Origin of the sequence: Megasphaera massiliensis (assembly GCF_036305205.1) — a bacterium.
GTDB lineage: Bacteria > Bacillota > Negativicutes > Veillonellales > Megasphaeraceae > Megasphaera > Megasphaera massiliensis.
This window is the reverse complement of record NZ_JAXIXE010000050.1, coordinates 75,087-97,684: the sequence shown is the minus strand read 5'-3', so window position 1 is coordinate 97,684 and position 22,598 is coordinate 75,087. Positions and strand designations below refer to the sequence as shown.

Annotated in this window: 21 protein-coding genes and 1 tRNA gene; all 22 read right to left on the bottom strand. The window is 52.1% G+C overall.

Going from position 1 to position 22,598, the window contains the following annotated elements:
• Nucleotides 1–99: 99 nt before the first annotated feature.
• Nucleotides 100–176 (bottom strand) — tRNA-Val (locus UCI88_RS11150).
• A gap of 66 nt (nt 177–242) precedes the next feature.
• Nucleotides 243–785 carry a TlpA family protein disulfide reductase gene (locus tag UCI88_RS11145; RefSeq protein ID WP_256180098.1) on the bottom strand — a complete coding sequence of 181 codons (543 nt, stop codon included), beginning with the start codon at nt 783–785 and terminating at the stop codon, nt 243–245.
• A 130-nt stretch (nt 786–915) separates the two neighbouring features.
• On the bottom strand, nt 916–2,121 hold the full coding sequence (locus tag UCI88_RS11140) for an MFS transporter (RefSeq protein ID WP_330024232.1): 1,206 nt from the start codon (nt 2,119–2,121) through the stop codon (nt 916–918).
• A 121-nt stretch (nt 2,122–2,242) separates the two neighbouring features.
• On the bottom strand, nt 2,243–3,136 hold the full coding sequence (locus UCI88_RS11135) for a LysR family transcriptional regulator (protein ID WP_256180097.1): 894 nt from the start codon (nt 3,134–3,136) through the stop codon (nt 2,243–2,245).
• Between the two features lie 134 nt (nt 3,137–3,270).
• Nucleotides 3,271–3,558 carry a DUF1292 domain-containing protein gene (locus tag UCI88_RS11130; RefSeq protein ID WP_256180096.1) on the bottom strand — a complete coding sequence of 96 codons (288 nt, stop codon included), beginning with the start codon at nt 3,556–3,558 and terminating at the stop codon, nt 3,271–3,273.
• 11 nt (nt 3,559–3,569) lie between these two features.
• On the bottom strand, nt 3,570–3,986 hold the full coding sequence (gene ruvX / locus UCI88_RS11125; RefSeq protein WP_044504191.1) for a Holliday junction resolvase RuvX: 417 nt from the start codon (nt 3,984–3,986) through the stop codon (nt 3,570–3,572).
• A gap of 7 nt (nt 3,987–3,993) precedes the next feature.
• Nucleotides 3,994–4,254 (bottom strand): IreB family regulatory phosphoprotein, encoded by a 261-nt coding sequence (locus UCI88_RS11120; protein WP_044504192.1) that lies wholly within the window; start codon nt 4,252–4,254, stop codon nt 3,994–3,996.
• Nucleotides 4,255–4,299: 45 nt separating this feature from the next.
• On the bottom strand, nt 4,300–6,897 hold the full coding sequence (gene alaS / locus UCI88_RS11115) for an alanine--tRNA ligase (RefSeq protein WP_256180126.1): 2,598 nt from the start codon (nt 6,895–6,897) through the stop codon (nt 4,300–4,302).
• A gap of 157 nt (nt 6,898–7,054) precedes the next feature.
• Entirely contained in the window at nt 7,055–7,813 is a 759-nt protein-coding gene (locus UCI88_RS11110) for a C40 family peptidase (RefSeq protein ID WP_044504195.1), read from the bottom strand.
• Between the two features lie 43 nt (nt 7,814–7,856).
• Nucleotides 7,857–8,783, bottom strand: a complete 927-nt coding sequence (locus UCI88_RS11105) for a glycosyltransferase family 2 protein (RefSeq protein WP_044504870.1) — start codon at nt 8,781–8,783, stop codon at nt 7,857–7,859.
• Between the two features lie 61 nt (nt 8,784–8,844).
• Nucleotides 8,845–9,192: a thioredoxin gene (gene trxA / locus UCI88_RS11100; protein ID WP_044504196.1), complete on the bottom strand. Its 348-nt coding sequence runs from the start codon at nt 9,190–9,192 to the stop codon at nt 8,845–8,847.
• Between the two features lie 118 nt (nt 9,193–9,310).
• The gene (yihA, locus tag UCI88_RS11095; protein ID WP_256180095.1) at nt 9,311–9,952 is read right to left on the bottom strand and encodes a ribosome biogenesis GTP-binding protein YihA/YsxC; all 642 of its coding nucleotides are present in this window, start codon (nt 9,950–9,952) and stop codon (nt 9,311–9,313) included.
• The gene (gene lon / locus UCI88_RS11090) at nt 9,952–12,285 is read right to left on the bottom strand and encodes an endopeptidase La (protein WP_044504199.1); all 2,334 of its coding nucleotides are present in this window, start codon (nt 12,283–12,285) and stop codon (nt 9,952–9,954) included. The genes yihA and lon overlap by 1 nt, the downstream gene beginning before the upstream one ends.
• A gap of 72 nt (nt 12,286–12,357) precedes the next feature.
• Entirely contained in the window at nt 12,358–13,596 is a 1,239-nt protein-coding gene (clpX, locus tag UCI88_RS11085) for an ATP-dependent Clp protease ATP-binding subunit ClpX (RefSeq protein WP_330024228.1), read from the bottom strand.
• A 16-nt stretch (nt 13,597–13,612) separates the two neighbouring features.
• Nucleotides 13,613–14,209 (bottom strand): ATP-dependent Clp endopeptidase proteolytic subunit ClpP, encoded by a 597-nt coding sequence (clpP, locus tag UCI88_RS11080; RefSeq protein ID WP_044504871.1) that lies wholly within the window; start codon nt 14,207–14,209, stop codon nt 13,613–13,615.
• A gap of 41 nt (nt 14,210–14,250) precedes the next feature.
• Nucleotides 14,251–15,597 carry a trigger factor gene (tig, locus tag UCI88_RS11075; RefSeq protein ID WP_044504201.1) on the bottom strand — a complete coding sequence of 449 codons (1,347 nt, stop codon included), beginning with the start codon at nt 15,595–15,597 and terminating at the stop codon, nt 14,251–14,253.
• A gap of 200 nt (nt 15,598–15,797) precedes the next feature.
• On the bottom strand, nt 15,798–18,224 hold the full coding sequence (gene pheT, locus UCI88_RS11070) for a phenylalanine--tRNA ligase subunit beta (RefSeq protein WP_256180092.1): 2,427 nt from the start codon (nt 18,222–18,224) through the stop codon (nt 15,798–15,800).
• A gap of 19 nt (nt 18,225–18,243) precedes the next feature.
• Nucleotides 18,244–19,269 (bottom strand): phenylalanine--tRNA ligase subunit alpha, encoded by a 1,026-nt coding sequence (gene pheS / locus UCI88_RS11065; RefSeq protein WP_276535370.1) that lies wholly within the window; start codon nt 19,267–19,269, stop codon nt 18,244–18,246.
• Nucleotides 19,270–19,546: 277 nt separating this feature from the next.
• A complete protein-coding gene (locus UCI88_RS11060; protein WP_044504204.1) occupies nt 19,547–20,686 on the bottom strand; it encodes an acyl-CoA dehydrogenase family protein in 1,140 nt (379 codons plus the stop codon).
• Nucleotides 20,687–20,727: 41 nt separating this feature from the next.
• A complete protein-coding gene (locus tag UCI88_RS11055) occupies nt 20,728–21,171 on the bottom strand; it encodes a PaaI family thioesterase (protein ID WP_065360449.1) in 444 nt (147 codons plus the stop codon).
• Nucleotides 21,164–21,598: a PaaI family thioesterase gene (locus UCI88_RS11050; protein ID WP_044504206.1), complete on the bottom strand. Its 435-nt coding sequence runs from the start codon at nt 21,596–21,598 to the stop codon at nt 21,164–21,166. Before UCI88_RS11050 ends, UCI88_RS11055 begins: the two co-directional genes overlap by 8 nt.
• 414 nt (nt 21,599–22,012) lie before the next feature.
• On the bottom strand, nt 22,013–22,591 hold the full coding sequence (locus UCI88_RS11045) for an outer membrane beta-barrel protein (RefSeq protein ID WP_256180091.1): 579 nt from the start codon (nt 22,589–22,591) through the stop codon (nt 22,013–22,015).
• Between the last annotated feature and the right edge of the window lie 7 nt (nt 22,592–22,598).

Here is a 22,598-nt window from a genome sequence, read left to right as displayed (position 1 = left end):
GCAAAAGTTTTGAATAATTTTGCTTTCGCTAAAAGGACAAAAGAAAAAAACCGGTTGTATCATTACTCAACGAGTCATAATACAACCGGTTTTCATGTATGGTGGGCGGTAATGGATTCGAACCATCGACCCCCTCGATGTCAACGAGATACTCTAACCAACTGAGCTAACCGCCCATACAGTGCACATTTCGTGCGACTCATATAGTATACCTTGTTTTTCCCATCTTGGCAAGTCTTTTTTTATTGAATCTTGGTCAAGGCATATTCAATCTGACGACGGGTCACGAGACCGTCATAAGGCCGGCTCATTTGGCCGCCACGGGCGATGAAGATAACCTGCGGTACGTCGCTGATGCCGTAGTCCCGAAAAAGCTGCCCATCCCCCTTGTAGACAGGAAGATCGTAGCCTTCTTTTCGGCAGTATTCCGCCCCCTCATCGGCATCGGGTCCGACGGGGACGGCGACAAAGGAAATGTCCTGTCCGTACTTTTCGTACATCTCTTCCATGACGGCCAGGTTCTTCAGGCTGTCGTCGCTCCAGACGGCCCAGAAAAAGAGACAGACCGGTTTTTCATTATATAAGCTTTGCAGGCGAACGGCTCCATTCGGACCGTAGAGGCGTTCATCGGGGGCCATCATTTCCGTCTCGGTCCGGCTCACCTCTTCGGCCGCTTCGATCGTCGCCGAGCTGTAGGCATCCGGTTCTTTTTCAGGCCAAAAAAAGAGGCTGAGGATGACGCAGACGGCTGCTAATAGGGAAAGTATCTTTGTTTTTGTAGTCATGAGTTCTCCTTTCGTCCATTATAACCGACTTATGGATAAACTTCAAACACGCCCCAAGGTCCAAAAAAGGGACCGCACCGAAAGTACGGCGCAGTCCCTGAGTCTGGGGAAAATGAAATATATGATACACCTAGGCGTGAATATAGATACGGACGGCACGATTGATGAGGTTGATTTTCCGTCCATAGAAGAGATAATACATAACAAAACAGGCAGCGGCGATGACACCGGCGACGATGTAGAGCTGGGGGAAGGTCAAGATGCCCTGAAGGCTGCCGAGGACGTAAGGCACGACGCCGAGACCGAGGTCAAGGGCAACGAAGTACGTCGACAAGGCCACGCTGATGCGGTACGGCGGCGTCAATTTGATGCAGACGGCCTGTCCGTTCGACATGAAGGTCCCATAGCCGAGGCCGACGAAGACACCGGACAGGAGGAGCTGCCACGACGTTCCTGTAATACTCAGCAGGAAGAGGCCGATGGCCAGACAGATGTAGCACGGATAGAGGACGTAATTTTCTCCCTTACGGTCGAAGACGATGCCCGTCAGCGGACGGGTCAAGGTTATGACGACGGCATAGACGATGAAGAAGAAGGTCCCGGCTTCCACCAAGTTGATTTCCCGGGCATAGGCGGCCAGGAAGGTCAGGACGCTGGAATAAGCAAAGCCCATGAAAAAACCGATGATGGAGATGACCATAACCCGGTATTCGACGTAGTTGTCGAGGGTCATGGCTTTCATCTTGGCGATCTGTTCGGCCGTCAGTTCAATTTCATTGATATGAAGGATGATGCAGCCGATCATGCACAGGCCGACCAAGACGGCGCAGAGGGTAATGATGAAGGTAAAGTTGGTGATGACGATAAGGAGCATGCCCAGGAAGGGGCCGACAGCGGCTGCCAAGCTGGTACTGAGGCCGTAGTAGTTGATGCCCTGGCCTCTTTTTTCAGGCGGGATACAGGAGGCGACGATGGTGTTGGTCGCCGTCGATACGATGCCGTAGGCCATGCCGTTTAAGAAGCGGATGACGTAAAGGATAGCGAGATTCGGGATATAAAAATACAATAAGGTCGTTACGAAATAAAAGATGATGCCGCCATAAAGGGACATGCGGCGGCCGTAGAGTTCAATGGCCTTGCCGAACTGAAGGCGTGCCAAGAGGGTGCCGACGATGAAGATGCCCGATGCCAGTCCTGCTTCCCCTAAAGAGGCGTGGAGTTGGTCTTTAGCGACGACAGCAATGATGACCATTAACAGATAATAGATGAGGTAGACGATGAAGTTGATTCCCGTATCCAGCAGGAAATCCTTGTTCCAAAGTGATTGATTTGACATACAGTAGTCACTGCTCCTTTCGTATTTGCAAGCTAGATTCTACACCTTCCGCCGCCCCTTGTATAACAGAAAAAAAAGATATTTGTCATCGTTTTTTTTGATGACAAATATCTTTTATGACTCACGTTTCAATGTGATAGACGCGGCGGATGTAGTCGACAAATACTTGGATCGCGGCGTACTTGGGATTCGCCTTTTTGTAGACCAGATAGCACGGCAAATGGATGGGCGGATCGAGACGGCAGTAGTCTTTGCCGACACCCATGGCCCGTAAAAACCGTTCGGGCAGCAAGGCACCGATGTGGTTCTGCTGACAGTAGTTCAGCATGGCATAAGGCGTCGAGAACCAAGCTTTCGTCTTCTGAGGCGGACAGCCGTTAGCCGTAAAATATTGGCCCATATAGGCATTCATCTCGTACTGCGGCGAATATTGAGCCAAGGGCTCGGCCGCGACGGCACAGGCCGAAATGGACGGACCGGCGACGTCGAGATCCGGTTTGTAGTAGACGATGTCGTCGGTTCCAAAGAAGACCTTTTCGTAATCGTCGAGGTCAAGGCTCGGCAGATAGAACAAGGACACGATGTCCAGGCGGTCGTCCTTCAGCCATTGGAGCATTTCCCGCACTTCAAGGTTATAGACCCGGAAGGATGCGCCGCTGTGATGGTCCTGAAAATAGGCCAGATGGCGGTTCATGTGGACGTCTCCTAAGGACAGCATGATGCCGACAGCCAGTGGCTGAGCCGTAGCTGCCCTTCCGGGAAGCTCACTGACGACGGCCTCCAGTTCGCCCAGGATATGGCTTATCTTGGTATAGAAGTCCTTCCCTTCCGGCGTGAGATGGCTGCCGCGGTTGGAGCGCTCGATAAGGCGCACGCCAAGGAGTTCTTCGAGTTTCTTCATCTGGGCACTGAAGGCCGATTGGGTGATATTGGCTGCCTTGGCAGCAGCCGTAAAGTTTCCGTACTTACTGTAAATGACAAAGTTCCGCAATTGCTGTATCGATGGCAATTCCATGTTACTCCCCCACTAAAAAAGGGACGTCGCATCCGGGCATCTTGCCGGGGCGCGAGTCCCTGTGTCATCCTTACTGCCATAAGAAATGAGGAAACTGTCCCAAGACCTACGCCGGGACAGTACCTGCTAAATCATTATTCTGCAAAAAGTTCATCGAATGCTGCGTTGGCTGCGTCGAATTCTTCATCCGTCGGAGCAACATAGACTTCTTCGCCGTCTTCCATGTCGACGCGGGCTACGATAGCATCGCCGTCATCGTCATCAGCGTCGTTTTCACTGTCAGGGACTTCGACGAGAAGGGCGAATACTTTTCCGTCCCAGTCGATGCGCTGTACTTCCTGATAGTTTACTTCATTGCCTTCGTCATCCGTTGCGGTAACGATGATAACTTCTTCTAATTCGTTGTTCATTTCTTCCGACATGATAGTCCTCCTTAGTGAGCATGAGCGTCTAAATAATTTTGTAAAATAAGGATTGCCGCCATTTTATCGACAAATTGCTTGCGCTTTTCGCGCCGCACATTTCCTTCCTTTAATACATTCTGGGCCATGATGGTCGTCAGGCGTTCATCCCAATAGACAATATCTACGTTCGGGACGGTTTTCTGGAATCGTTGAACGAATTCTTCGATATGTTTCATGTTATCACTGTAATCACCATTCATATGGCGTGGTTTGCCTACGACGATGCAGTGTACTTCTTTTTCTTTGATCAGTTCGTGCAAGCGGGCGAAGTCTGCTTCATCGGACTTACGGCGAATCGTTTCTACGCCTTGGGCCGTAATCAGCAGGGCGTCGCTGCAGGCAACGCCTATCGTCTTGGAACCGACGTCGAGTCCTAAAATTCGCATGTTCCTCCTATAAGTTCCGCTGTTTTACGTAGGAACGGACTAATTCTTCGATGAGTTCGTCCCGTTCAATGCGGCGGATATTGCTGCGGGCATTGTTGTGGCTCGTAATATAGGTCGGATCACCGGACAGCAGATAGCCGACGATCTGATTGATCGGATTATACCCTTTTTCTTCCAATGCGTGATAGACATCTTCGAGAATCATGGAGGCAACGGTCTGTTCTTCGCTGCGGTTTTGCATAATCATCGTTTCGTCATTAACTGCCATATTCAATCACATCCTTTTTATTCAATTGGCATGACTGCCAAAAATTTATCCTAACAACTGGCGGACGGCATCGGCACCGGCTTTCAGAGCATCGGCTAATTTGCCCGGTTCTTTACCGCCGGCCTGGGCCATATCGGGACGGCCGCCGCCGTTGCCGCCGGCAGCTTGTGCGGCTGCCTTGATGATCTTACCGGCATGGAGGCCTCGCTTTACGTCGGCTTTGGCGACTTTGCAGACGAAGTTAACTTTATCGTCGTGGACCATCCCCAAGAGGACGACGCCGCTTCCGGCCTTATCGAGGACGGAGTCGGCCAAATCGCGGAGGTTATCCATGGAATCAGCCTGGGCTTCGGCCGTGATGACCGAGACGCCACCGATATCTTCCTTGCCGGCTAAGATGCTGTCCATATCGGACATGGCCGCTTCTTTCTTAAGCTGGGCCAATTCTTTTTCAAGGCCCTTGGCCTGAGCGAGGAGGGCTTCTAATTTCGCCGTCGTATCGCCGACTTTGGCTTTGAGCATATCGGCCAACTGCTGCAGTTCACGGGATTCGTTCTTAGCCAGAGCCAAGGCAGCAGCCCCGGTGACGGCTTCGATGCGGCGAACGCCGGACCCGGTACCGGATTCACCGGTAATGCGGAAGGAGCCGATGACCGACGTGTTGTCGACGTGGGAACCGCCGCAGAGTTCACAGCTGAAGTCATCGACGGAGACGACGCGGACGACGTCGCCGTATTTTTCACCGAATAAGGCCATGGCGCCCTTTTCTTTGGCGTCGTCGATGGACATTTCTTCGATGGTGACGGGTATGTTTTTGAGGATTTCTTCGTTAACCAAGTTTTCGATGGCATCGAGTTCGGTCTGGGTAACGGGCGAGAAATGGGTGAAGTCAAAGCGCAGGTGGTCCGGCGTAACTAAGGAGCCGGCCTGGTTGACGTGGTTGCCCAAGACCTTGCGCAGGGCTGCCTGCAGGAGATGGGTTGCCGTATGGTTGCGGGCCAGATTCAGATGACGTGTCTGATGGACGGTGACGTCGACGGCATCGCCTGTCTGAAGGGAGCCTTCTTCGATAGTGGCGATGAGGTATACCAAACCGTTCGGCAGGGCCTTGGCATCGGTGACCTGAGCCTTCCCCTTTTCACCGGAAAGGGTGCCCGTGTCGCCGAGCTGACCGCCGCCTTCGGCGTGGAAGGGGTTGTTGTCGACGATGATCGTCACTTCTTCCCCGGCTGCTGCTGTATCGACTTCGACGCCGCCCTTGCCGATCATGACGATGGACGCCTTCGTTGCCGACGGGTCGTTGACCAGTTTCGACTGGTCGAGTTTCGTCGTATCCGGCGTTGCGACTTTAGCCGATACGTCGGCGCGGGCTGCACGGGCCCGTTCCTGCTGTTCCTTCATGGCAGCTTCAAAACCTTCGGTGTCGATGGTCATACCGTTTTCACCGGCAATTTCTTCGGTCAGTTCCATCGGAAAGCCGTACGTATCATAGAGTTTGAATACGTCGTCGCCGGAGAGGACTTTATTATCACTCTGACTCATCATGTCGTTTAAGAGTTCCATGCCTTGAGCCAGGGTAGCGCTGAATTGTTTTTCTTCCGTATCGATGATCTGTTTGATCAGGTCCTGACGTTCCCGAAGTTCCGGATATTCGTCACCGAGGATGTCCATGACCGTATCGACGAGGCTGCCGAGGAACATGTCGCGGATTCCGAGAAGACGGCCGAAACGAACGGCACGGCGCAGGATGCGGCGCAGGACGTAGCCCCGGCCTTCATTGGACGGCAGGATACCGTCGGAGATCATGACCGTAATGGCCCGGATGTGGTCGGCAATGACCTTCATAGCGACCTTCTGCTGAGGATCGTTGTAATCGCCGTGGCTGATGGCGATGACCTTTTCGATAATCGGGAAGATGAGGTCTGTTTCAAAGTTCGATTCCTTCTGCTGAATGACCGAAGCCAGTCGTTCGAGACCGCAGCCGGTATCGATGTTTTTCTTTTCGAGGGGTTCGTACTTCCCGTCTTTCGTCCGATTGAACTGGGTGAAGACGAGGTTCCAGATTTCAAGGTACCGGTCGCAGTCGCAGCCGACATTGCACGTAGGCTTGCCGCAGCCGCGTTCAGGGCCGAGATCGTAGAAGATTTCGCTGTCCGGACCGCAAGGGCCTTCGCCGATTTCCCAGAAGTTGTCGTCGAATTTGAAGATCCGTTCGTCGGCAAGACCGATCATATTATGCCAGTAATCATAAGCTTCTTTATCATCAGGATAAATGGTAACGTACAATTTGCTCTTGTCCAGTTTGAGTACTTCCGTTAAGAATTCCCAAGCCCAGGAAATGGCTTCTTTCTTAAAATAATTGCCGAAAGAGAAGTTGCCGAGCATTTCAAAAAACGTATGGTGACGGGCCGTGCGGCCTACGTTGTCGATGTCCCCGGTGCGAATGCACTTCTGGCTCGTCGTAACGCGGTACGACGGCGGGACGAGCTTGCCCGTAAAGTACGGTTTGAGCGGTGCCATGCCGGCGCCGATGAGGAGCAGGCTGGGGTCATTTTCCGGAATGAGGGGAAAACTGTGCAGGATCAGATGTTCCTTGCTCTTAAAAAATTGTAAATAGGCCTTGCGGATTTCATTACCCGTCATGTACTTCATAGTTAATAAACACTCCCTCTACATATCTTTCTATATGGGAAAATTATACGCTCATTTCCCCCGGTTCGGCAACCTTTTGACGATAAAAATCTCAAGGACTGCCGTATAAGGAATGGCTAGAGACGACTTGTTCCCTAGCCATTACATCTTATTTTCGGACTCTGGTAGCGCCGACGTAGCGCGACGACCAGTAGCCGCTGTCTAAACTGTCTACGCGGATACCACCGCTGCTGGTAGCGCTGATGAAGTTGTTGTCGCCGACATAGATTCCGGTGTGGGATACACCCGGTTCATACGTCGTAAAGAAAACTAAATCGCCCGGCATGAGGTCGTTGCGACGAACACGCTGACCGACTTCGTACTGCTGATCGGCCATACGCGGAAGTTCAATGCCGTTATGGGAAAAGACATACTTGGTAAATCCCGAGCAGTCAAAACCATCGGGCGTGTTTCCTCCAAATACGTAGGGAACGCCCAGGTACTGGTACGCTGAATTGACCAGTTTATTCCCAAAGGCATCACCGCCGCCAAAGTGTTTATATTTCGATACGGCCTTGTCATTGACCTTGATAGCTTGTGCTTTCTTAGCGACTGGGGGATTATTCTTGGGTGGATTGGCAGGTAACATGGACCGACTGCCTGTCAGGAGATAATAGGTCCAGCCGCCAACGTCGCCGCTGACCTGGATTTTCTTATCTTTCTGATATTTCGACACGGCCTTAGCCGTTTCTTTCGTATATACACCACTGACATTGACCTTGTAGCCCTGGCTGCGCAGTCCCTGCTGAACAGCGCGGACTTGATCGCCCCGACTGCCGACGGTCAGCGTCGAAGCAGCCAGTGCCGGCAAAGCCGTACATACGAAAAGGGCAGTCAATATACACACCTTACTGTGTTTTCTCCACATAAAAACTCCTCTCTGTCTCGAAGTCCATACAACGCAAAGGCATTTATGGTTCTTTTCGTTGACCCAGTTCGGCACGCAGCCAATACAGGGGCCTATGTTTTACCTCTTCAAAGATACGTCCTATATACTCTCCGATGACACCGATAAAAATGAGCTGGATGCCGCTGAACAGGCATTGGACGATCATCATCGTCGTCCATCCCGGAACGACCTTGCCCACTAAATTACTGTAAACGACATGCAGGATCAGAAGTAAACTTAAAATTCCGCTCAACATGCCGATGTAAAAGGAAACCCGTAAGGGTATTTTCGAATAAGCCATGATTCCATCTAAAGCAAAATGGAGCATTTTGCGCATGGAAAATTTTGAACTGCCGGCGTAGCGTTTAGGGGCTACAAAACGAATAAAGGTCTGGTTATAACCGATATCCCCGATAAGGCCGCGGATAAAACGGTCGTGTTCGCGAAATTGTTTAAATGTTTCCAAAACCCTTCGGTCAAGGAGGCGGAAATCAGAGCCGCCGGGCGTAATGTGAACGGGTGACACGGCATTCAAGACGCGATAGTACCATTTGGACGTCTGTTTCTTGAGAAAGCCTGCGTCGTCGGTGGCTTCGCGAATCGTCTGCACGACATCGCTGCCGTCACGCCATTTTTGAACCAGGTCGGGAATCATTTCCGGCGGATGTTGTAAATCACCGTCCATGGTGATAATCGCATCGCCGCGGGCATGGTCCATTCCACAGGTAATGGCCAGTTGATGCCCGAAATTGCGAGCCAGGATAAAGGCCCGGACGTGTTCGTCCTCTTGGGCCAACCGACTGAGAATAAGGGGCGTTGCATCCTTAGAACCGTCGTCTACAAAGATGAGTTCATAATCCATATCGAGTGTCGCTGCGGCTTTCGTCGCCTCCATATAGAACTTCTCGATATTCGGCTGTTCGTTATATACAGGAACGACAATCGACAGTAATTGCCCTTCCGTCCCTCTTTCTTCTAAATTCAATTATATCATCCCAATATTTTTATTGTCAAAACCGGCAAGTCCTGCGTTTTGGTACCAGGGTTGCCAAGAAGTCACTGATTTCGGATCGTGAAGCGTAACCAATGATTCGTTTAAGCGGTTTACCGTCTTTAAAAAACAATAGCGTCGGAACGGCCATGATTTCATATTTTTCAGCAAGCGCGCGGTGATTGTCAACGTTGACCTGTACGACACTGACGGCGTCGCCAAAGCGAGCAGCCGCTTGTCTGACTTCGGAATGAACCATCTTGCACGGTCCGCACCAAGGTGCCCAGAAATCGACGACGACGATACCCGGCTGATGAAAGACTTTTACTGAAAAATCGGAATCACTGTCAAGCGACACGATTGCCATAATTACCTAACCTCCTGTCTAGCCGATAATAAATCACACTAATTATATCAAAAAACACCGCGATTTTCCAGTAAAATCGCGGTGTATCTCGTGTCAACAAGAAAAAATTTATATATTTTTAAGGCTGATTCGTGAAGGCTTGGAGCCGGCTGAAGAGATTTTTAGCCAAGGGACCGAAACCTTCGCTTTTTAAAGACGAGTAAGCCAGAGCCGGCTGTCCCGTCGGAAAGAGCTTATTCAATTGGGCCAGGTTACGGTGTTTTTCATTAGCCTTCAGTTTATCGGCCTTGGTCCCGACGATCTGCAGGGGAACGCCGGACGACGCCAGCCATTCATAGGCTTCGCGGTCGATGGCAAGGCCGGGATGGCGCAGGTCGACGAGGAGGCACAAGACGCAGAGGTTTTCAGAACCCGTGACGTATTCACTGATGAAGGCACTCCAGCGGTCGCGGTTCTTACCGCCCGTCTTGGCAAAGCCATAGCCCGGGAGGTCGACCAGGAAAAACGGCAGGCGCTGCTCCCCTTCTTCTTCATCGCGGCACCGCAGGGCGGCCTTAAAATAGTTGATGGTCTGGGTCTTCCCCGGCGCACCGCTGACCCTGGCCAAGCCGCGGTGGCGGCAGAGTGAATTAATCAGGCTCGACTTGCCGACGTTGGAGCGGCCGAGAAAGGCCACTTCCGGAAGACCGTCCGTCGGATATTGATCGCGGCGGACAGCCGTTGCCGCATACTCAGCCTGAATGATATCGAAGGAGGCCATCAGGACTTCACCAGTGCCTGAGCCAGCACTTCATCCATATGGTGGACGAATACGAACTTGACGTCGTCCTGAACAGACTGGGGCACGTCGACCATGTCGCGGCGGTTCTGTTCCGGCAGGAGGATCTTTTTAATGCCTGCCCGGTGGGCGGCAATGACTTTTTCTTTAATGCCGCCGACGGGAAGGACGGTCCCGCGCAGGGTAATTTCACCGGTCATAGCCACGTCATGGCGGACCGCTTTGCCGGTCAGGGCCGATGTAATGGCCGTAGCCATGGTAATCCCGGCAGACGGACCGTCTTTCGGGATGGCCCCTTCGGGCAGGTGAATGTGAAGATCGGTCTTGGTATAGAAATCTTCGGCAAGGCCCAAAGCTTCGGCACGGCTGCGGATATAGGTAACGCCGGCTTCGGCCGATTCTTTCATGACACTGCCGAGCTGTCCCGTGAGCATCAGGCGCCCCCGGCCCTTGACGGCTACGGCTTCCGTTTCCAGGACTTCGCCGCCGACCTGGGTCCAAGCCATGCCGGTGACGATGCCGACTTCGTCGTCTTTATGAACCGTGTCGGGCAGGAATTTCACCGGCCCTAAGAGTTTTTCCAAGTTCTTGACCGATACGCTGAGGGGCACTTCATCGTTCATGAGCAGGGATTTTCCGATGCGGCGGCAAACGGTGCCGATCATCTTTTCTAAGCGGCGGACACCGGATTCGCGGGTGTAACCGGAGATGATGCGGCGCAGGACGGCATCGGAGAATTTAGCCTGGCTGGCCTTAAGGCCGTTTTCCTTAATCTGTTTCGGTACCAGGTATTTTTTCGCAATCTGGACTTTTTCATCTTCTGTATAGCTTGTGAAGTCGATGATTTCCATGCGGTCCATCAAAGGCCTCGGAATATTGCTGAGAACGTTGGCCGTCGTGATCCAGAATACCTTGGACAAGTCAAAAGGAAGTTCCAGGAAATGATCGCTGAAGGTATGGTTCTGTTCCGGATCGAGGACTTCGAGGAGTGCCGACGACGGATCGCCGCGCATATCGGCGGTCATCTTATCGATTTCATCGAGGAGGAAGACCGGATTCTTGACGCCGGCCTGTTTCATGCCGCTCAGGATGCGGCCCGGCAAAGCACCGATATAGGTCCGGCGATGGCCGCGGATTTCGGCTTCATCGCGGACGCCGCCTAAGGAGACGCGGACGTACTTGCGGTTCATGGCTCTGGCAATGGAACGAGCAATACTGGTTTTCCCCGTTCCCGGAGGGCCTACGAAGCAAAGAATCGGACCCTTGAGGCTGTTGGTCAGCTGTTTTACCGCCAAGTATTCGATGATGCGGTCTTTCACTTTATTCAGGCCGTAATGGTCTTCGTCAAGGACCTTCTGGGCTTCATTGAGGTCCAGTCGGTCTTTTGTTTCTTTCTTCCACGGAAGGGCCATGGCCAAGTCGAGATAGGTCCGGATAATCGCTGATTCGGCCATCATGGGCGGCATGGAATCGAGGCGGTCCGTTTCTTTGAGCAGGGCCTTTTCGATATCTTCGTCCAGTTTCATCTTCTTGATCTTATCGCGGAGTTCCTGGACTTCCGTATCCTTATCGACCTTGTCCCCCAGTTCGTCGTGGATGGCCTTTATCTTTTCACGCAGATAGTACTCTTTCTGCTGCTGGTCCATCTTACCGCGGACTTCGCGGTTTAACTTCGATTCGAGGTTGGCAATGTCGACTTCTGTATCGAGGAGGGATCCGATGCGGCGCAGACGGGCTTCGACGTCGGTCATTTCCAGAATCTGCTGGCGGATGACCAATTTCAAGGGAAGCTGGGACGCTGCATAGTCGGCCAGGACGCCCGGTTCTTCGATGCTCTTGGCAATTTCGCTGGCTTCTTCACCGTCGCGAAGCTTATCGAGCCAATCGAGGAGGCGTTTGAGGATGACCCGGCGCAAGGCTTCTTCTTCCGTCGCATTGCGGCTGACTTCAGCTACCTTAATGGCAGCGCCTTCGAGATAGCCTGCTTTCTGAGAAAAGCCCTGCATGCGGACGCGAGAAATCCCGTTGACCAAGATGCGGACCAAACCGCCCGGCATGCGCAGGAATTGTTCGATTTTAACGACGCAGCCAATGGTATAGACGTCATCAAAGCCGGGATTGTCTTCGTTTTCATCGACCTGGGTCGCCACTAAGAGCTGGCGGTCATGCTCCATGGCATAGTCGACAGCAGCCAGGGACGTATCCCGACCGATGTCGATATGACTGACCAGATTCGGGTAGACGACGAGGCCGCGAAGGGGTACAAAAGGTAAAGACAGAATATCGCGTTCATCCATGACAATGTTTTCTTCCATAATTTCACCTTCTTCTATTGAAAAATAAAACTCATTTCCGGATTAAGAAATGAGTTTTATCATACCACTATATCATTTTGCCTCTTTCAAAACGAGATCCGGCTCGGCACCGTATTTGACGCAAGAATCCGTTACGACGCATTTTTCAACGTCATCGCGGCTCGGTACGTCAAACATGACATCGAGCATGATCCGTTCGATGATCGAGCGAAGTCCGCGGGCACCGGTATTGCGCCGCAGCGCTTCCTTGGCAATGGCCTGCAGAGCGTCCGGCGTAAATTCGAGATCTACGTCATCCATGGACAGCATCTTCTGATACTGTTTGACCAGGGCGTTCTTGGGCTCTGTGAGGATATGTACCATCGCTTCTTCATCGAGAGGATTGAGTGTAACTAAAACGGGCAGACGGCCGATCAATTCAGGAATGAGGCCGAACTTCTGGAGGTCCGTCGGGATGATGTCCCGCAGGAGGGATTCCATAGAGTGTTCGTCCTTGGTCTGAATGTCAGCGCCAAAGCCCATGTTTTTATCCGTCGTCCGGCTTAAGATGGTCTTATCGATACCGTCAAAAGCACCGCCGCAGATAAAGAGGATGTTCGTCGTATCGATTTGCAGCATTTCCTGATGAGGATGCTTGCGCCCGCCCTGAGGCGGAACGCCGGCGACAGTCCCTTCGAGGATTTTTAAAAGGGCCTGCTGGACACCTTCACCGGATACGTCGCGGGTAATCGACGGGTTTTCTGATTTACGGGCAATCTTGTCGATTTCGTCGATATAGATGATGCCTCGTTCGGCTTTGGAAATATCGTAGTCCGCAGCCTGAATCAGTTTGAGCAGGCAGTTTTCGACGTCTTCACCGACATAGCCGGCTTCGGTCAAACTCGTCGCATCGGCAATGGCAAAGGGAACGTCGAGGAGCCGCGCCAAAGTCTGAGCCAACAGGGTTTTACCACTCCCTGTGGGGCCGACCATGACGATGTTTGATTTTTGGAGTTCTACGTCACCTGAAACGGCCGTCGAATTGGTCTGAAGCCGTTTGTAATGGTTGTAAACGGCGACGGACAAGGTCTTCTTGGCAGCTTCCTGGCCGATGACATATTCATCGAGGGTTGCCTTGATTTCGTGCGGTGTCGGCAGATCCTTCAATTCGAACTCTTCTGTATCTTCCGTCTTTTCTTCTTCGATGATGTGCTGCGCTACAGAAACGCATTCATCGCAGATGTAGACGCCGGGACCGGCAATGAGTTTCTGTACTTCGTCCTGAGGACGGCCGCAGAAACTGCAGCGCGGTTCATCATGCTTATCGTTCATGTAATTTCCTCCTGTCCTATTTCGTTTCATGAGTCAACGGGCGGGACAGGATTTCATCGATGAGACCGTAAGCTTTTGCATCTTCAGCCGTCAGGAAGTTGTCCCGTTCCGTATCCTTTTGGATGACGTCCACAGGCTGTCCTGTGTGTTTCGACAAGAGGCCGTTTAATTCTTCACGCATACGCAGGATTTCGCGGGCATGGATTTCGATTTCCGTCGCCTGGCCCTGGACACCGCCCAAAGGCTGGTGAATCATGACCTGGGAATGAGGCAGGGCAAAGCGCTTGCCTTTGGCGCCGGCTGTCAGGAGGACAGAGGCCATGCTGGCAGCGGATCCGACGCAGATGGTCGATACGTCCGGTTTGATATACTGCATGGTATCATAGATAGCCATGCCGGCCGTAACGACGCCGCCGGGGCTGTTGATATATAAGTGAATATCCTTGTCAGGATTTTCGGCTTCTAAAAAGAGGAGCTGGGCGATGATGCTGTTGGCAACGGTATCATCGATGGGGCCGCCGAGAAAGACGATGCGGTCTTTTAACAGGCGGGAATAAATATCGTAACTACGTTCACCCTGCGCCGTCTGTTCAACGACGATAGGTACATACATATTTGTCAAAACAAACACCTCCGGATGACGCGTTTCCGGTATTAGTCTTCAGCCTTTGCAGGTTCTTCAGCTTTTGCTTCTTCTTTCTTGTCTTCGTTGGTGTCGACAGCGTTGCTCAAGATGAAGCTGGCTGCTTTTTTACGGCCAACAGACTGAACCAACATGGGAACGCGGTGTTCTTTCAAAATAATCTTATAAACTTCTTTCGGATCGGCACCGAAGTTCTGGGACATGGTGATGATTTCAGCCTGGAGATCGATGTCTTTTACTTCGATGTTTTCCGCTTTCGAGATGGCTTCGAGGACGAGGTCCATCTTGACGTTTTCTTTAGCAGGTTCGGCATAGCTTTCTTTGAGCTTATCCATATCCTGGTTCATGTATTTAAGATAGTCGTCGAGGTTCATGCGCTGCGTTTCGAGCTTGACCGACAGTTCTTCGATCATCTGATCGATTTTGTCGTCGACCATGACCTGCGGGATATCTACTTCAGCGTTGTTGACGACAGTCTGCAAAACTTCGGCATTGAATTTTTCCAAAGCCTGGTAGGAGGCTTTCGATTCAAGGCGTTTGCGGATGTCGGCTTTGAGGTCGTCGACGCTTTCAAATTTGCCGGCTTCTTTGGCAAATTCGTCGTCGATAGCCGGGAGTTCGCTGCGTTTTACGTCGTTGATTTTAACGGCGAAGACGGCTTCTTTACCGGCCAGGGATTTTTCAAAGTAGTCTTCCGGGAAAGTAACTTTGACGTCTTTTTCATCGCCGGCTTTGCTGCCGATGAGCTGATCTTCAAAGCCCGGAATGAAGCTGCCGGAGCCGATCTGGAGCGGGTAGGACTTGCCTTCGCCGCCTTCGAATGCGACGCCGTCGACGGTGCCTTTGAAGTCGATGACGGCAAAGTCGTCTTTTGCGATTTCCGTGCCTTCCGGAGCGACAACTAATTTAGCGTGCTGTTTCTGAAGGTTGGCCAATTCTTTGGCAACGTCTTCATCGCTTACGTTTACCTTATCTTTGGCAACTGCAATGCCTTTATATTCGCCGAGTTTGACTTCCGGTTTCTTAGTGACCGTAGCTTCAAAGACGACGTCTTTTCCGTTTTCGTCAGAGATAACGTTCAATTCCGGTTCCGTTACGGGAACGATGCCTTCCTGATCGAGGGCGTCGCTGTACGCTTTATTGGCAATCGCTTCAAAAACTTCCTGTTTGACAGCATCTTTGCCTAAGAAGCTTTCCAGTACCATGCGCGGTGCCTTGCCTTTACGGAAGCCCGGGATATTTACGCGGCTTGCCAAGTTTTTGCAAGCGGCTGCGGCCTGTTTGGAAGCGTCTTTCGCAGGCACTTCGATGCGCAGGGTCACTTTGTGCTGGTCTACTTCGTTTACTGTTACGTTCATTCTAAGTATGTCCTCCTTATGGGCCGGTACAGCCCTTAATATCTCTAAAATACCATATTACGCTCTACATCATAACACAACTTTACTTTTTTTACAATATATGAGAATAAAGGACGCCGCGCACAGCGTCCTTTATTACCCTGTTTTCTATTCCTCTCCCCTCTTTAGCCTTCGTCGAGGGGTACGACTTTGTATTCGAATCAGCGAAGCTGGCAGCCGAACTTTTCTTCGAGGTCTTTTACGATGGCATTGACCGGTTCGGTAATATCGGCATCGGTCAAGGTTCCTTCTTCGGAACGGAAGACCAAGGCGTAAGCCAGGCTCTTATAGCCTTCGGGGACCTGTTTGCCCGTGTACATATCGAAGAGGCGGACATCTTCCAAGTAGTCGCCGCCGTCTTCTTTAATGACGCGGACGATGTCGGCGTTGGCCGTTGCTACCGGTGCCAGGAAGGCCAGGTCACGGCTCGAAGCCGGGAATTTAGCGACCTTATGGTAATCGGGCAGGAGGCGGACGTACGGCATGACGGCATCCATGTGCATTTCAAAGAGGTAGACCGGACCGGCGACGTCGTAGTTATCCATGGCTTTGGGATGGAGTTCGCCAAAGTCGCAGAGGACCTTGCCGTCTTTGACGAAGCGAGCGGCTTTTCCCGGATGGAGGGGTGCCCAGTCGGATACTTCGAGGTCGGCCTGAACGCCGAGGCCTTCGAGGATGGCTTCGACCATGCCCTTTACGTCATAGAAATCGTAATTTTCAGCCTTGCCGGGCCAGGAGTTATCCGTCCGCTGGCCGTAGAGGAGGCCTGCGACGCAGTCTTCCTGTTCGGGAAGTTCCGTGAGCGGCAGCTGTTTGGGACGATAAACGGGAGCGATTTCATAGATGCCGACGGAGGCGTTCTTTACGGCCTGATTGCGGACCAATACATCCATCAAGGTCGGGATGAGGGTCGTCCGCATGAGGGGGAAATCTTCCGTGATCGGATTGAGGATGGGAACGGCCTGATAGACCGGGTCGCTTTCGGTAAAGAGCAGCTTTTGGAGCTGGTCGGGATGCATGAAGCTGAAGGTGACCGTTTCGTTGAGGCCGGAGCGGCTGAGGATCGTCGAAATCCGTTCGTTGACTTCGTGGCGGAAGCCCGTTTCCCCTTTTGAAATCGGAGCGGCCGGACGAGTAGAAGGAATGTTTTCATAGCCGTAGATGCGGGCGACTTCTTCGGCGATGTCGGACATTTCCGTGCAGTCGCCGCGGTAGCTGGGAACGACAGCCGTCAAGGCTTCGCCGTCTTTTTCAATGCCGAACTGGAGGCGTTCCAACAAGTCAATCATGTCGGCTTCGGGAATGTCCGTGCCCAAGAAGGCGTTGATTTTAGCCGCCGAAAAAGCGATGCGTCTTACAGCCGGTTTATTCGGGTAGACGTCGACAATGCCTTTGGCTACGTCGCAGGCACCCATTTCCTGGAGGAGCTGAGCGCAGCGGTTGATGGAATTGATGCAGCTGTCCGAATCGAGGCCTCGTTCAAAGCGGCCCGAAGCTTCCGAGCGAAGGCCGAGCATGCGGCCCGTATGGCGGATATTGGAACCTTTGAAGGAGGCGCATTCGAGGATGACCGACGTCGTATCTTTGGTGACTTCCGAATCGAGGCCGCCCATGATGCCGGCAATGCAGCAGGCTTTTTCCGGGTCGGCAATGACCAGCATGTTGTCGGTCAAGGTGCGGTCCGTATCGTCGAGGGTCTTCATTTCTTCCCCGTCTTTAGCGCGGCGGGCAATGAGATGGTGGTCGGCGACATGGTCGTAGTCATAGGCATGGAGGGGAATCCCCAATTCGATCATGGCATAGTTCGTGGCATCGACGACGTTATTAATCGGGCGAACGCCGTATTTACGCAGGCGCTGCTGCATCCACAAGGGCGAGTTGCCGATTTTGACGTTGAGCAAAAGGCGTGCCGTATAGCGGCTGCACAGTTCTTCGTCGTCGATAGAAATCTTGACTTTGCCGTCGATGGGCGTATCGCATTCCTTGACGGAGATTTCCGGGTAACGGGCTTCTTTTCCGCTGAGGGCAGCGAATTCGCGAGACAGGCCGACCATGGAGAAGCAGTCGGCGCGGTTGGCCGTCAATTCATATTCATAGACGACGTCGCGGACCTGCATGTATTCGGCAGCATCGACGCCAAGGGGCGTATCAGCAGGCAGGATCCAGATGCCTTCTTTTTCTTCCGGCAGGAGCAGGCTGTCATCGAAACCGAATTCGTGGGCCGAGCAGAACATGCCGTTCGACAGGACGCCGCGCAGCTTCGAGCGCTTGATTTTGGTACCGCCCGGCAGATGAGCGCCGTGGACGGCGACAGGCACGATTTGGCCGACTCGGACGTTGGTCGCAGCCGTAACGATTTGGAGCTGTTCATCCCCCATGTCGACCTGGCAGACGACGAGTTTATCGGCGTCCGGATGGCGGTCGATCTGAAGGATTTTACCGGTCATTACTTTTTTGATGTCCCGTCCCCAATATTCAACTTGTTCGACAGGAATGCCGGCCATCGTCAATTTATCTGCAAAAGCCTGCGGGTCTTGATTCATATCGACGTCGACATACTCTTGCATCCATGTTAAAGAACTTTTCATTATCTTTTCCCTCCTGAAACTAGAACTGGTTCAAGAACCGCATATCGTTTTCATAGAACAGACGCAGGTCGTCGATGCCGTATTTCAGCATGGCAATACGTTCGACGCCCATGCCGAAGGCAAAGCCCGTAACGACGTCCGGATCGTAGCCGTTCAGCCGCAGGACGTTGGGGTTTACCATGCCGCAGCCGAGGATTTCCAGCCAGCCCGTATGGGAGCAGACACGGCAGCCTTCACCGCCGCACATGACGCAGGAAATATCGACTTCAGCACTCGGTTCCGTAAAGGGGAAGTAGCTGGCACGGAAGCGAACTTTCGTGTCTTCCCCGAAGATGTCGCGAAGGAAGTCTTCGAGCATGCCCTTGAGGTCGGAGAAGCGGATGTTCTTATCGATGATCATGCCTTCCATCTGATGGAAGACCGGCGAATGTGTCGCATCGTAGTCGCAGCGATAGACTTTGCCGGGGGCAATGATTTTAAAGGGTTCATTGGGTTTATGGGACTGAAGAGTCCGAGCCTGCATGCCTGACGTATGGGTCCTCAGGAGGATGTTGTCGGTGATATACATCGAGTCCTGCATATCCCGTGCCGGGTGGTCTTCGGGCAGATTGAGGCACTGGAAGTTATAGTAGTCCGATTCGATATCGGTCCCTTCGACGATGGAAAAGCCCATGCGCAGGAAGGAGTCTTCCATGAGGCGCAGGGTCTGATGAAGGGGATGTTCGTGACCCGTAACCGGTTTACGTCCCGGCAGGGTGATGTCGATTTTTTCCGATTCGATTTTCGCAGCCAGTTCCTTGGCTTTCACTTCTTCCAACTTGGCATTCAGCTGTTCTTCAATGGCATTTCGTGCCGTATTGACTAGCTGGCCGACTTTTGGCCGATCTTCCTTGGAAAAGTTTTTCATTTCCTTCATAATCGCCGTCAGTTCCCCTTTTTTCCCTAAGAACTTGACGCGGATATCTTGGATATCCTGCAAATGTTCGCTCTTGGCGAGCTCTTCCATTACGGCCGTTTTAATGGCCTCAATCTTTTCACTGATCATGGTTTTCCTCCTACTGGCAAGTACATAAAAAATAGACTCCCGCCCCCTAAGGGGCGAAAGTCTTATCCGCGGTACCACCCTACTTGATTCTCTCATATCCTGTAACGGGAACACCCGTCCTGCCTACTCCGTTCAGCAAGAGACTCTAAAGTGAACGCATGAAGCTTCCGTTACCGGGTTCTCAATCCACGACCCGGATTTCCTGTAAACGGAAGTCCCTTCATGCCCTCTTTATCATCGTCATAATAAATCGCTATTCAATTCACGATACATTGTATCAGTAAAGTGTCTTATTGGCAATAACTAAGCGCTGAATCTGGTTGGTGCCTTCATAGATCTGCATGATCTTGGCATCGCGCATGTATTTTTCAACGGGGTATTCCTTGATGTAACCGTACCCGCCCATAACCTGAACGGCATCCGTCGTAACCTGCATGGCGACGTCGGAAGCGTTGCATTTGGCAATGGCAGCTTCACGGCTGAAGTCCATGCCCTGATCCTTCATCCAGCAAGCGCGGTGGACGAGGAGTCGAGCGCCTTCGACCTTCATGGCCATATCGGCGATCATAGCCTGGACCATCTGGAAGGAAGCAATCGGTTTGCCGAACTGTACGCGAACCTTGGCGTATTCACAGCAAGCACGGAATGCCGCTTCAGCAATGCCGACGGAAACGGCACCGACGAAAGGACGAGCGGCATCGAGGGTTGCCATAGCGATACGGAAACCGCTGCCTTCGCGGCCGAGACGGTCTTCGACAGGAACGAAGCAGTTGTCAAAAATGAGTTCCGTCGTGTTGGACGCACGGATGCCCATCTTATTTTCTTCTTTACCGATGGTAAAGCCCGGCGTGCCCTTGCGGACGATGAACGGCGTAAGGCCGCGAATACCGCCGGTTTTGCGGGTATTGGCAAAAACGACAAAGATTTCAGCCAAACCGCCGTTGGTAATGAAGCACTTAGTACCATTCAAGAGATAGCCTTTGCCGTCTTCCGTCTTGGTAGCCCGTGTCGATACGGAGCCTGCATCGGAGCCGGTTCCCGGTTCCGTCAGGGCAAAAGCAGCCAGGTTGTCTTCATTGATGACGTCAAAATAGCGTTTCTTCTGATCGTCGTTGCCGGCCAAGATGACCGGATACGAAGCCAGTGCATTGGCAGCTACCGTCGTAGCGACGCCGCCGCAGCCTTTAGCTAATTCTTCATAAACACCAGCAATGGTAATGGCATCCAGTCCGGCTCCACCAAATTCTTCCGGAATAGCGACGCCCAATAGTCCCTGTGCTGCCAATTTTTCCAAAAGTCCTTCATGGAGCTTTCCCGTTTCATCCATTTCTGCAGCGTAGGGGACGATTTCTTTTTGCACCAAGTCGCGGACGACTTTGATGATATCTTTCTGTTCGTCGTTATAAGCAAAATCCATCTTGTACTAACCAACCTTCCCTGTAATACGTGAATATCATATTAATCGATTTTTTTTAAAATGTAAAAAGACGACCGCCCTTTTACAATGAGACTACCGTCGGCATCGCGGCATTCACATTCGACGACAATCGTATTTCGGCCGTGATGGAGAACCTGTCCGATTCCGGTAATGTGCTCGCCGCTGTTGACACTGCGAATGTAGTTCATATTGATTTCCAAGGTCGTAACCTGAAAACCCATCGTCCGGCAGGCCATCCCCATGAGGGTATCACAAAAGGCTGCCAGGACACCGCCTGAGGCAATATTACGATAATTACAAATGTGGCGGCTAACGTCAAAGCCGACGCGGACGCGGCCGACAGCTACCGTTTCAATGGTGCAGGGCATGCTCTTGAAATACGGCGTTTTGGCATAAATGCCTTCGATGATGGCATGCATTCTGGCAGAGTCGGACAGGCCGACGCCAGTTCTTGGCTCATCCATGGTCCGTACCTCCTTGCTCTTCGCCGCCGTACGGGCCGGTCACGAAGAAGGTTCCCTTCCCATGCGCTAAGTAGCGATCGTCATCATCGTAAAAATCACAAAGAGCGACCATCGTCGTCCGGCCGTTGTGAATGATCTTTGCTTCGGCACGGATGACTGTATCGGCAAAGGCCGGGCGAAGATAGTTCATGCCCAGATCCAAGGTCAGGACCGCCTTGCCGTGGACAGCACAGGCAGCTTCCATCGCCGAGTCGGCCATGGAGTACAACACACCGCCGTACATCGTACCGTTGGGATTATCCCATTTTGAGCCCTTATTCTCAAAGGTGAGAACAGTACACTCCTGTTCAGCCTTGGCTACATGGAACTGCATAAAGGTATCAAAAGGATTTCTTTGAATCTCATGCTCTAACCATTCGCGATCCATTATGACTCCACTCCTTAGGCTAATACATAAATCCCTTATATTTTACTATACGAATAATCATCCGTCAAACAAAAAACAACGATTTGTGCCCCTTAAACTGAACTTTAAGAATGGGAAAAAATAAGGTCCCGCATAGCGGCACGAGCCTTTATGCGAGACCTTATCACTGTGACATGCCTGACCTGGTCTTTACCCCCACACTCGCCTGCCGGGACCCTTGCTCATAGACTGTTGTCCCCCACTAATAGTCCTCTCGCGTTTTATGACGCGGCAGGTCTTACTTCTAGGCCGCACTATGATCAGTACCGCTTTGGGCACCTTACGTGGATCGCTTCGTCTGCGACTGACATCGACTTTCAACCACAGCACATGTCATTGATACATTATACGGGACAGGCTGACAAATTGTCAACGTTAGAACTTATAGCCCATACCGACCTGCCAGCCGCGGACGTCGTCATCGTAGTTGTCGACATCGACGCTGCTGCGGCGATATTTGAGGTGAGCGTCCCATTCCGGCGTAATGTCGTAGCCGACGCCGATTTCATAGGTATTGACGTCATCGCCGACACCGACAGAAGCAAAGCCCTGCCAACGTTCAGAAATAGGAACCTGGCCGCGGACACCGACCTGGTAGCCGTAGGATTTTTTCGTGTTGTACGTATCGGTCTTAACGTAAGAAGCACCGGCATAGGCCGAAAGGTATTCCGTCAGGCGGTAATTGCCGACGAGATAATTTTCGTTGATCTTGTCGGAATCGTCACCCTTCGTATAGTTGTTGATGTACTGGATATTCCAACGATCGTTCAGGACGTAGGTGACGTCGCCGCCGGTAAAGCGGCTGTCGGCATCGCCGTGGCCTTCTTTTTGGTCAAATCCATAGTTGATGTTGGCTTTCAAATCACCGGGCTGCTCGTTTTTGATAGGGGCTGCCCACGCTGCTGACGTAATGGCAAATGCTGCCAATGTCGCCGTTAAAATAAATTTTTTCATGACATGA

Bases quoted from the DNA above. Each gene is read 5' to 3' on its own strand.
- tig (WP_044504201.1), bottom strand. From the start codon at position 15,597: ATGAACGTAACAGTAAACGAAGTAGACCAGCACAAAGTGACCCTGCGC.
- UCI88_RS11120 (WP_044504192.1), bottom strand. From the start codon at position 4,254: ATGGCAGTTAATGACGAAACGATGATTATGCAAAACCGCAGCGAAGAA.
- ruvX (WP_044504191.1), bottom strand. From the start codon at position 3,986: ATGCGAATTTTAGGACTCGACGTCGGTTCCAAGACGATAGGCGTTGCC.
- trxA (WP_044504196.1), bottom strand. From the start codon at position 9,192: ATGGCAATCGTGTCGCTTGACAGTGATTCCGATTTTTCAGTAAAAGTC.
- pheS (WP_276535370.1), bottom strand. From the start codon at position 19,269: ATGATCAGTGAAAAGATTGAGGCCATTAAAACGGCCGTAATGGAAGAG.
- UCI88_RS11135 (WP_256180097.1), bottom strand. From the start codon at position 3,136: ATGGAATTGCCATCGATACAGCAATTGCGGAACTTTGTCATTTACAGT.
- clpP (WP_044504871.1), bottom strand. From the start codon at position 14,209: ATGTATGTACCTATCGTCGTTGAACAGACGGCGCAGGGTGAACGTAGT.
- pheT (WP_256180092.1), bottom strand. From the start codon at position 18,224: ATGAAAAGTTCTTTAACATGGATGCAAGAGTATGTCGACGTCGATATG.
- alaS (WP_256180126.1), bottom strand. From the start codon at position 6,897: ATGACGGGTAATGAAATCCGCAAGGCCTATTTACAATTTTTTAAGAGC.
- UCI88_RS11110 (WP_044504195.1), bottom strand. From the start codon at position 7,813: ATGTGGAGAAAACACAGTAAGGTGTGTATATTGACTGCCCTTTTCGTA.
- UCI88_RS11055 (WP_065360449.1), bottom strand. From the start codon at position 21,171: ATGGATGAGCCAAGAACTGGCGTCGGCCTGTCCGACTCTGCCAGAATG.
- UCI88_RS11050 (WP_044504206.1), bottom strand. From the start codon at position 21,598: ATGGATCGCGAATGGTTAGAGCATGAGATTCAAAGAAATCCTTTTGAT.
- UCI88_RS11060 (WP_044504204.1), bottom strand. From the start codon at position 20,686: ATGGATTTTGCTTATAACGACGAACAGAAAGATATCATCAAAGTCGTC.
- lon (WP_044504199.1), bottom strand. From the start codon at position 12,285: ATGGAAGAAAACATTGTCATGGATGAACGCGATATTCTGTCTTTACCT.
- clpX (WP_330024228.1), bottom strand. From the start codon at position 13,596: ATGAACGATAAGCATGATGAACCGCGCTGCAGTTTCTGCGGCCGTCCT.
- UCI88_RS11045 (WP_256180091.1), bottom strand. From the start codon at position 22,591: ATGAAAAAATTTATTTTAACGGCGACATTGGCAGCATTTGCCATTACG.
- yihA (WP_256180095.1), bottom strand. From the start codon at position 9,952: ATGGCCTCCTTCGATATCATTCAGGCTGAGTATGCGGCAACGGCTGTC.
- UCI88_RS11140 (WP_330024232.1), bottom strand. From the start codon at position 2,121: ATGTCAAATCAATCACTTTGGAACAAGGATTTCCTGCTGGATACGGGA.
- UCI88_RS11130 (WP_256180096.1), bottom strand. From the start codon at position 3,558: ATGTCGGAAGAAATGAACAACGAATTAGAAGAAGTTATCATCGTTACC.
- UCI88_RS11145 (WP_256180098.1), bottom strand. From the start codon at position 785: ATGACTACAAAAACAAAGATACTTTCCCTATTAGCAGCCGTCTGCGTC.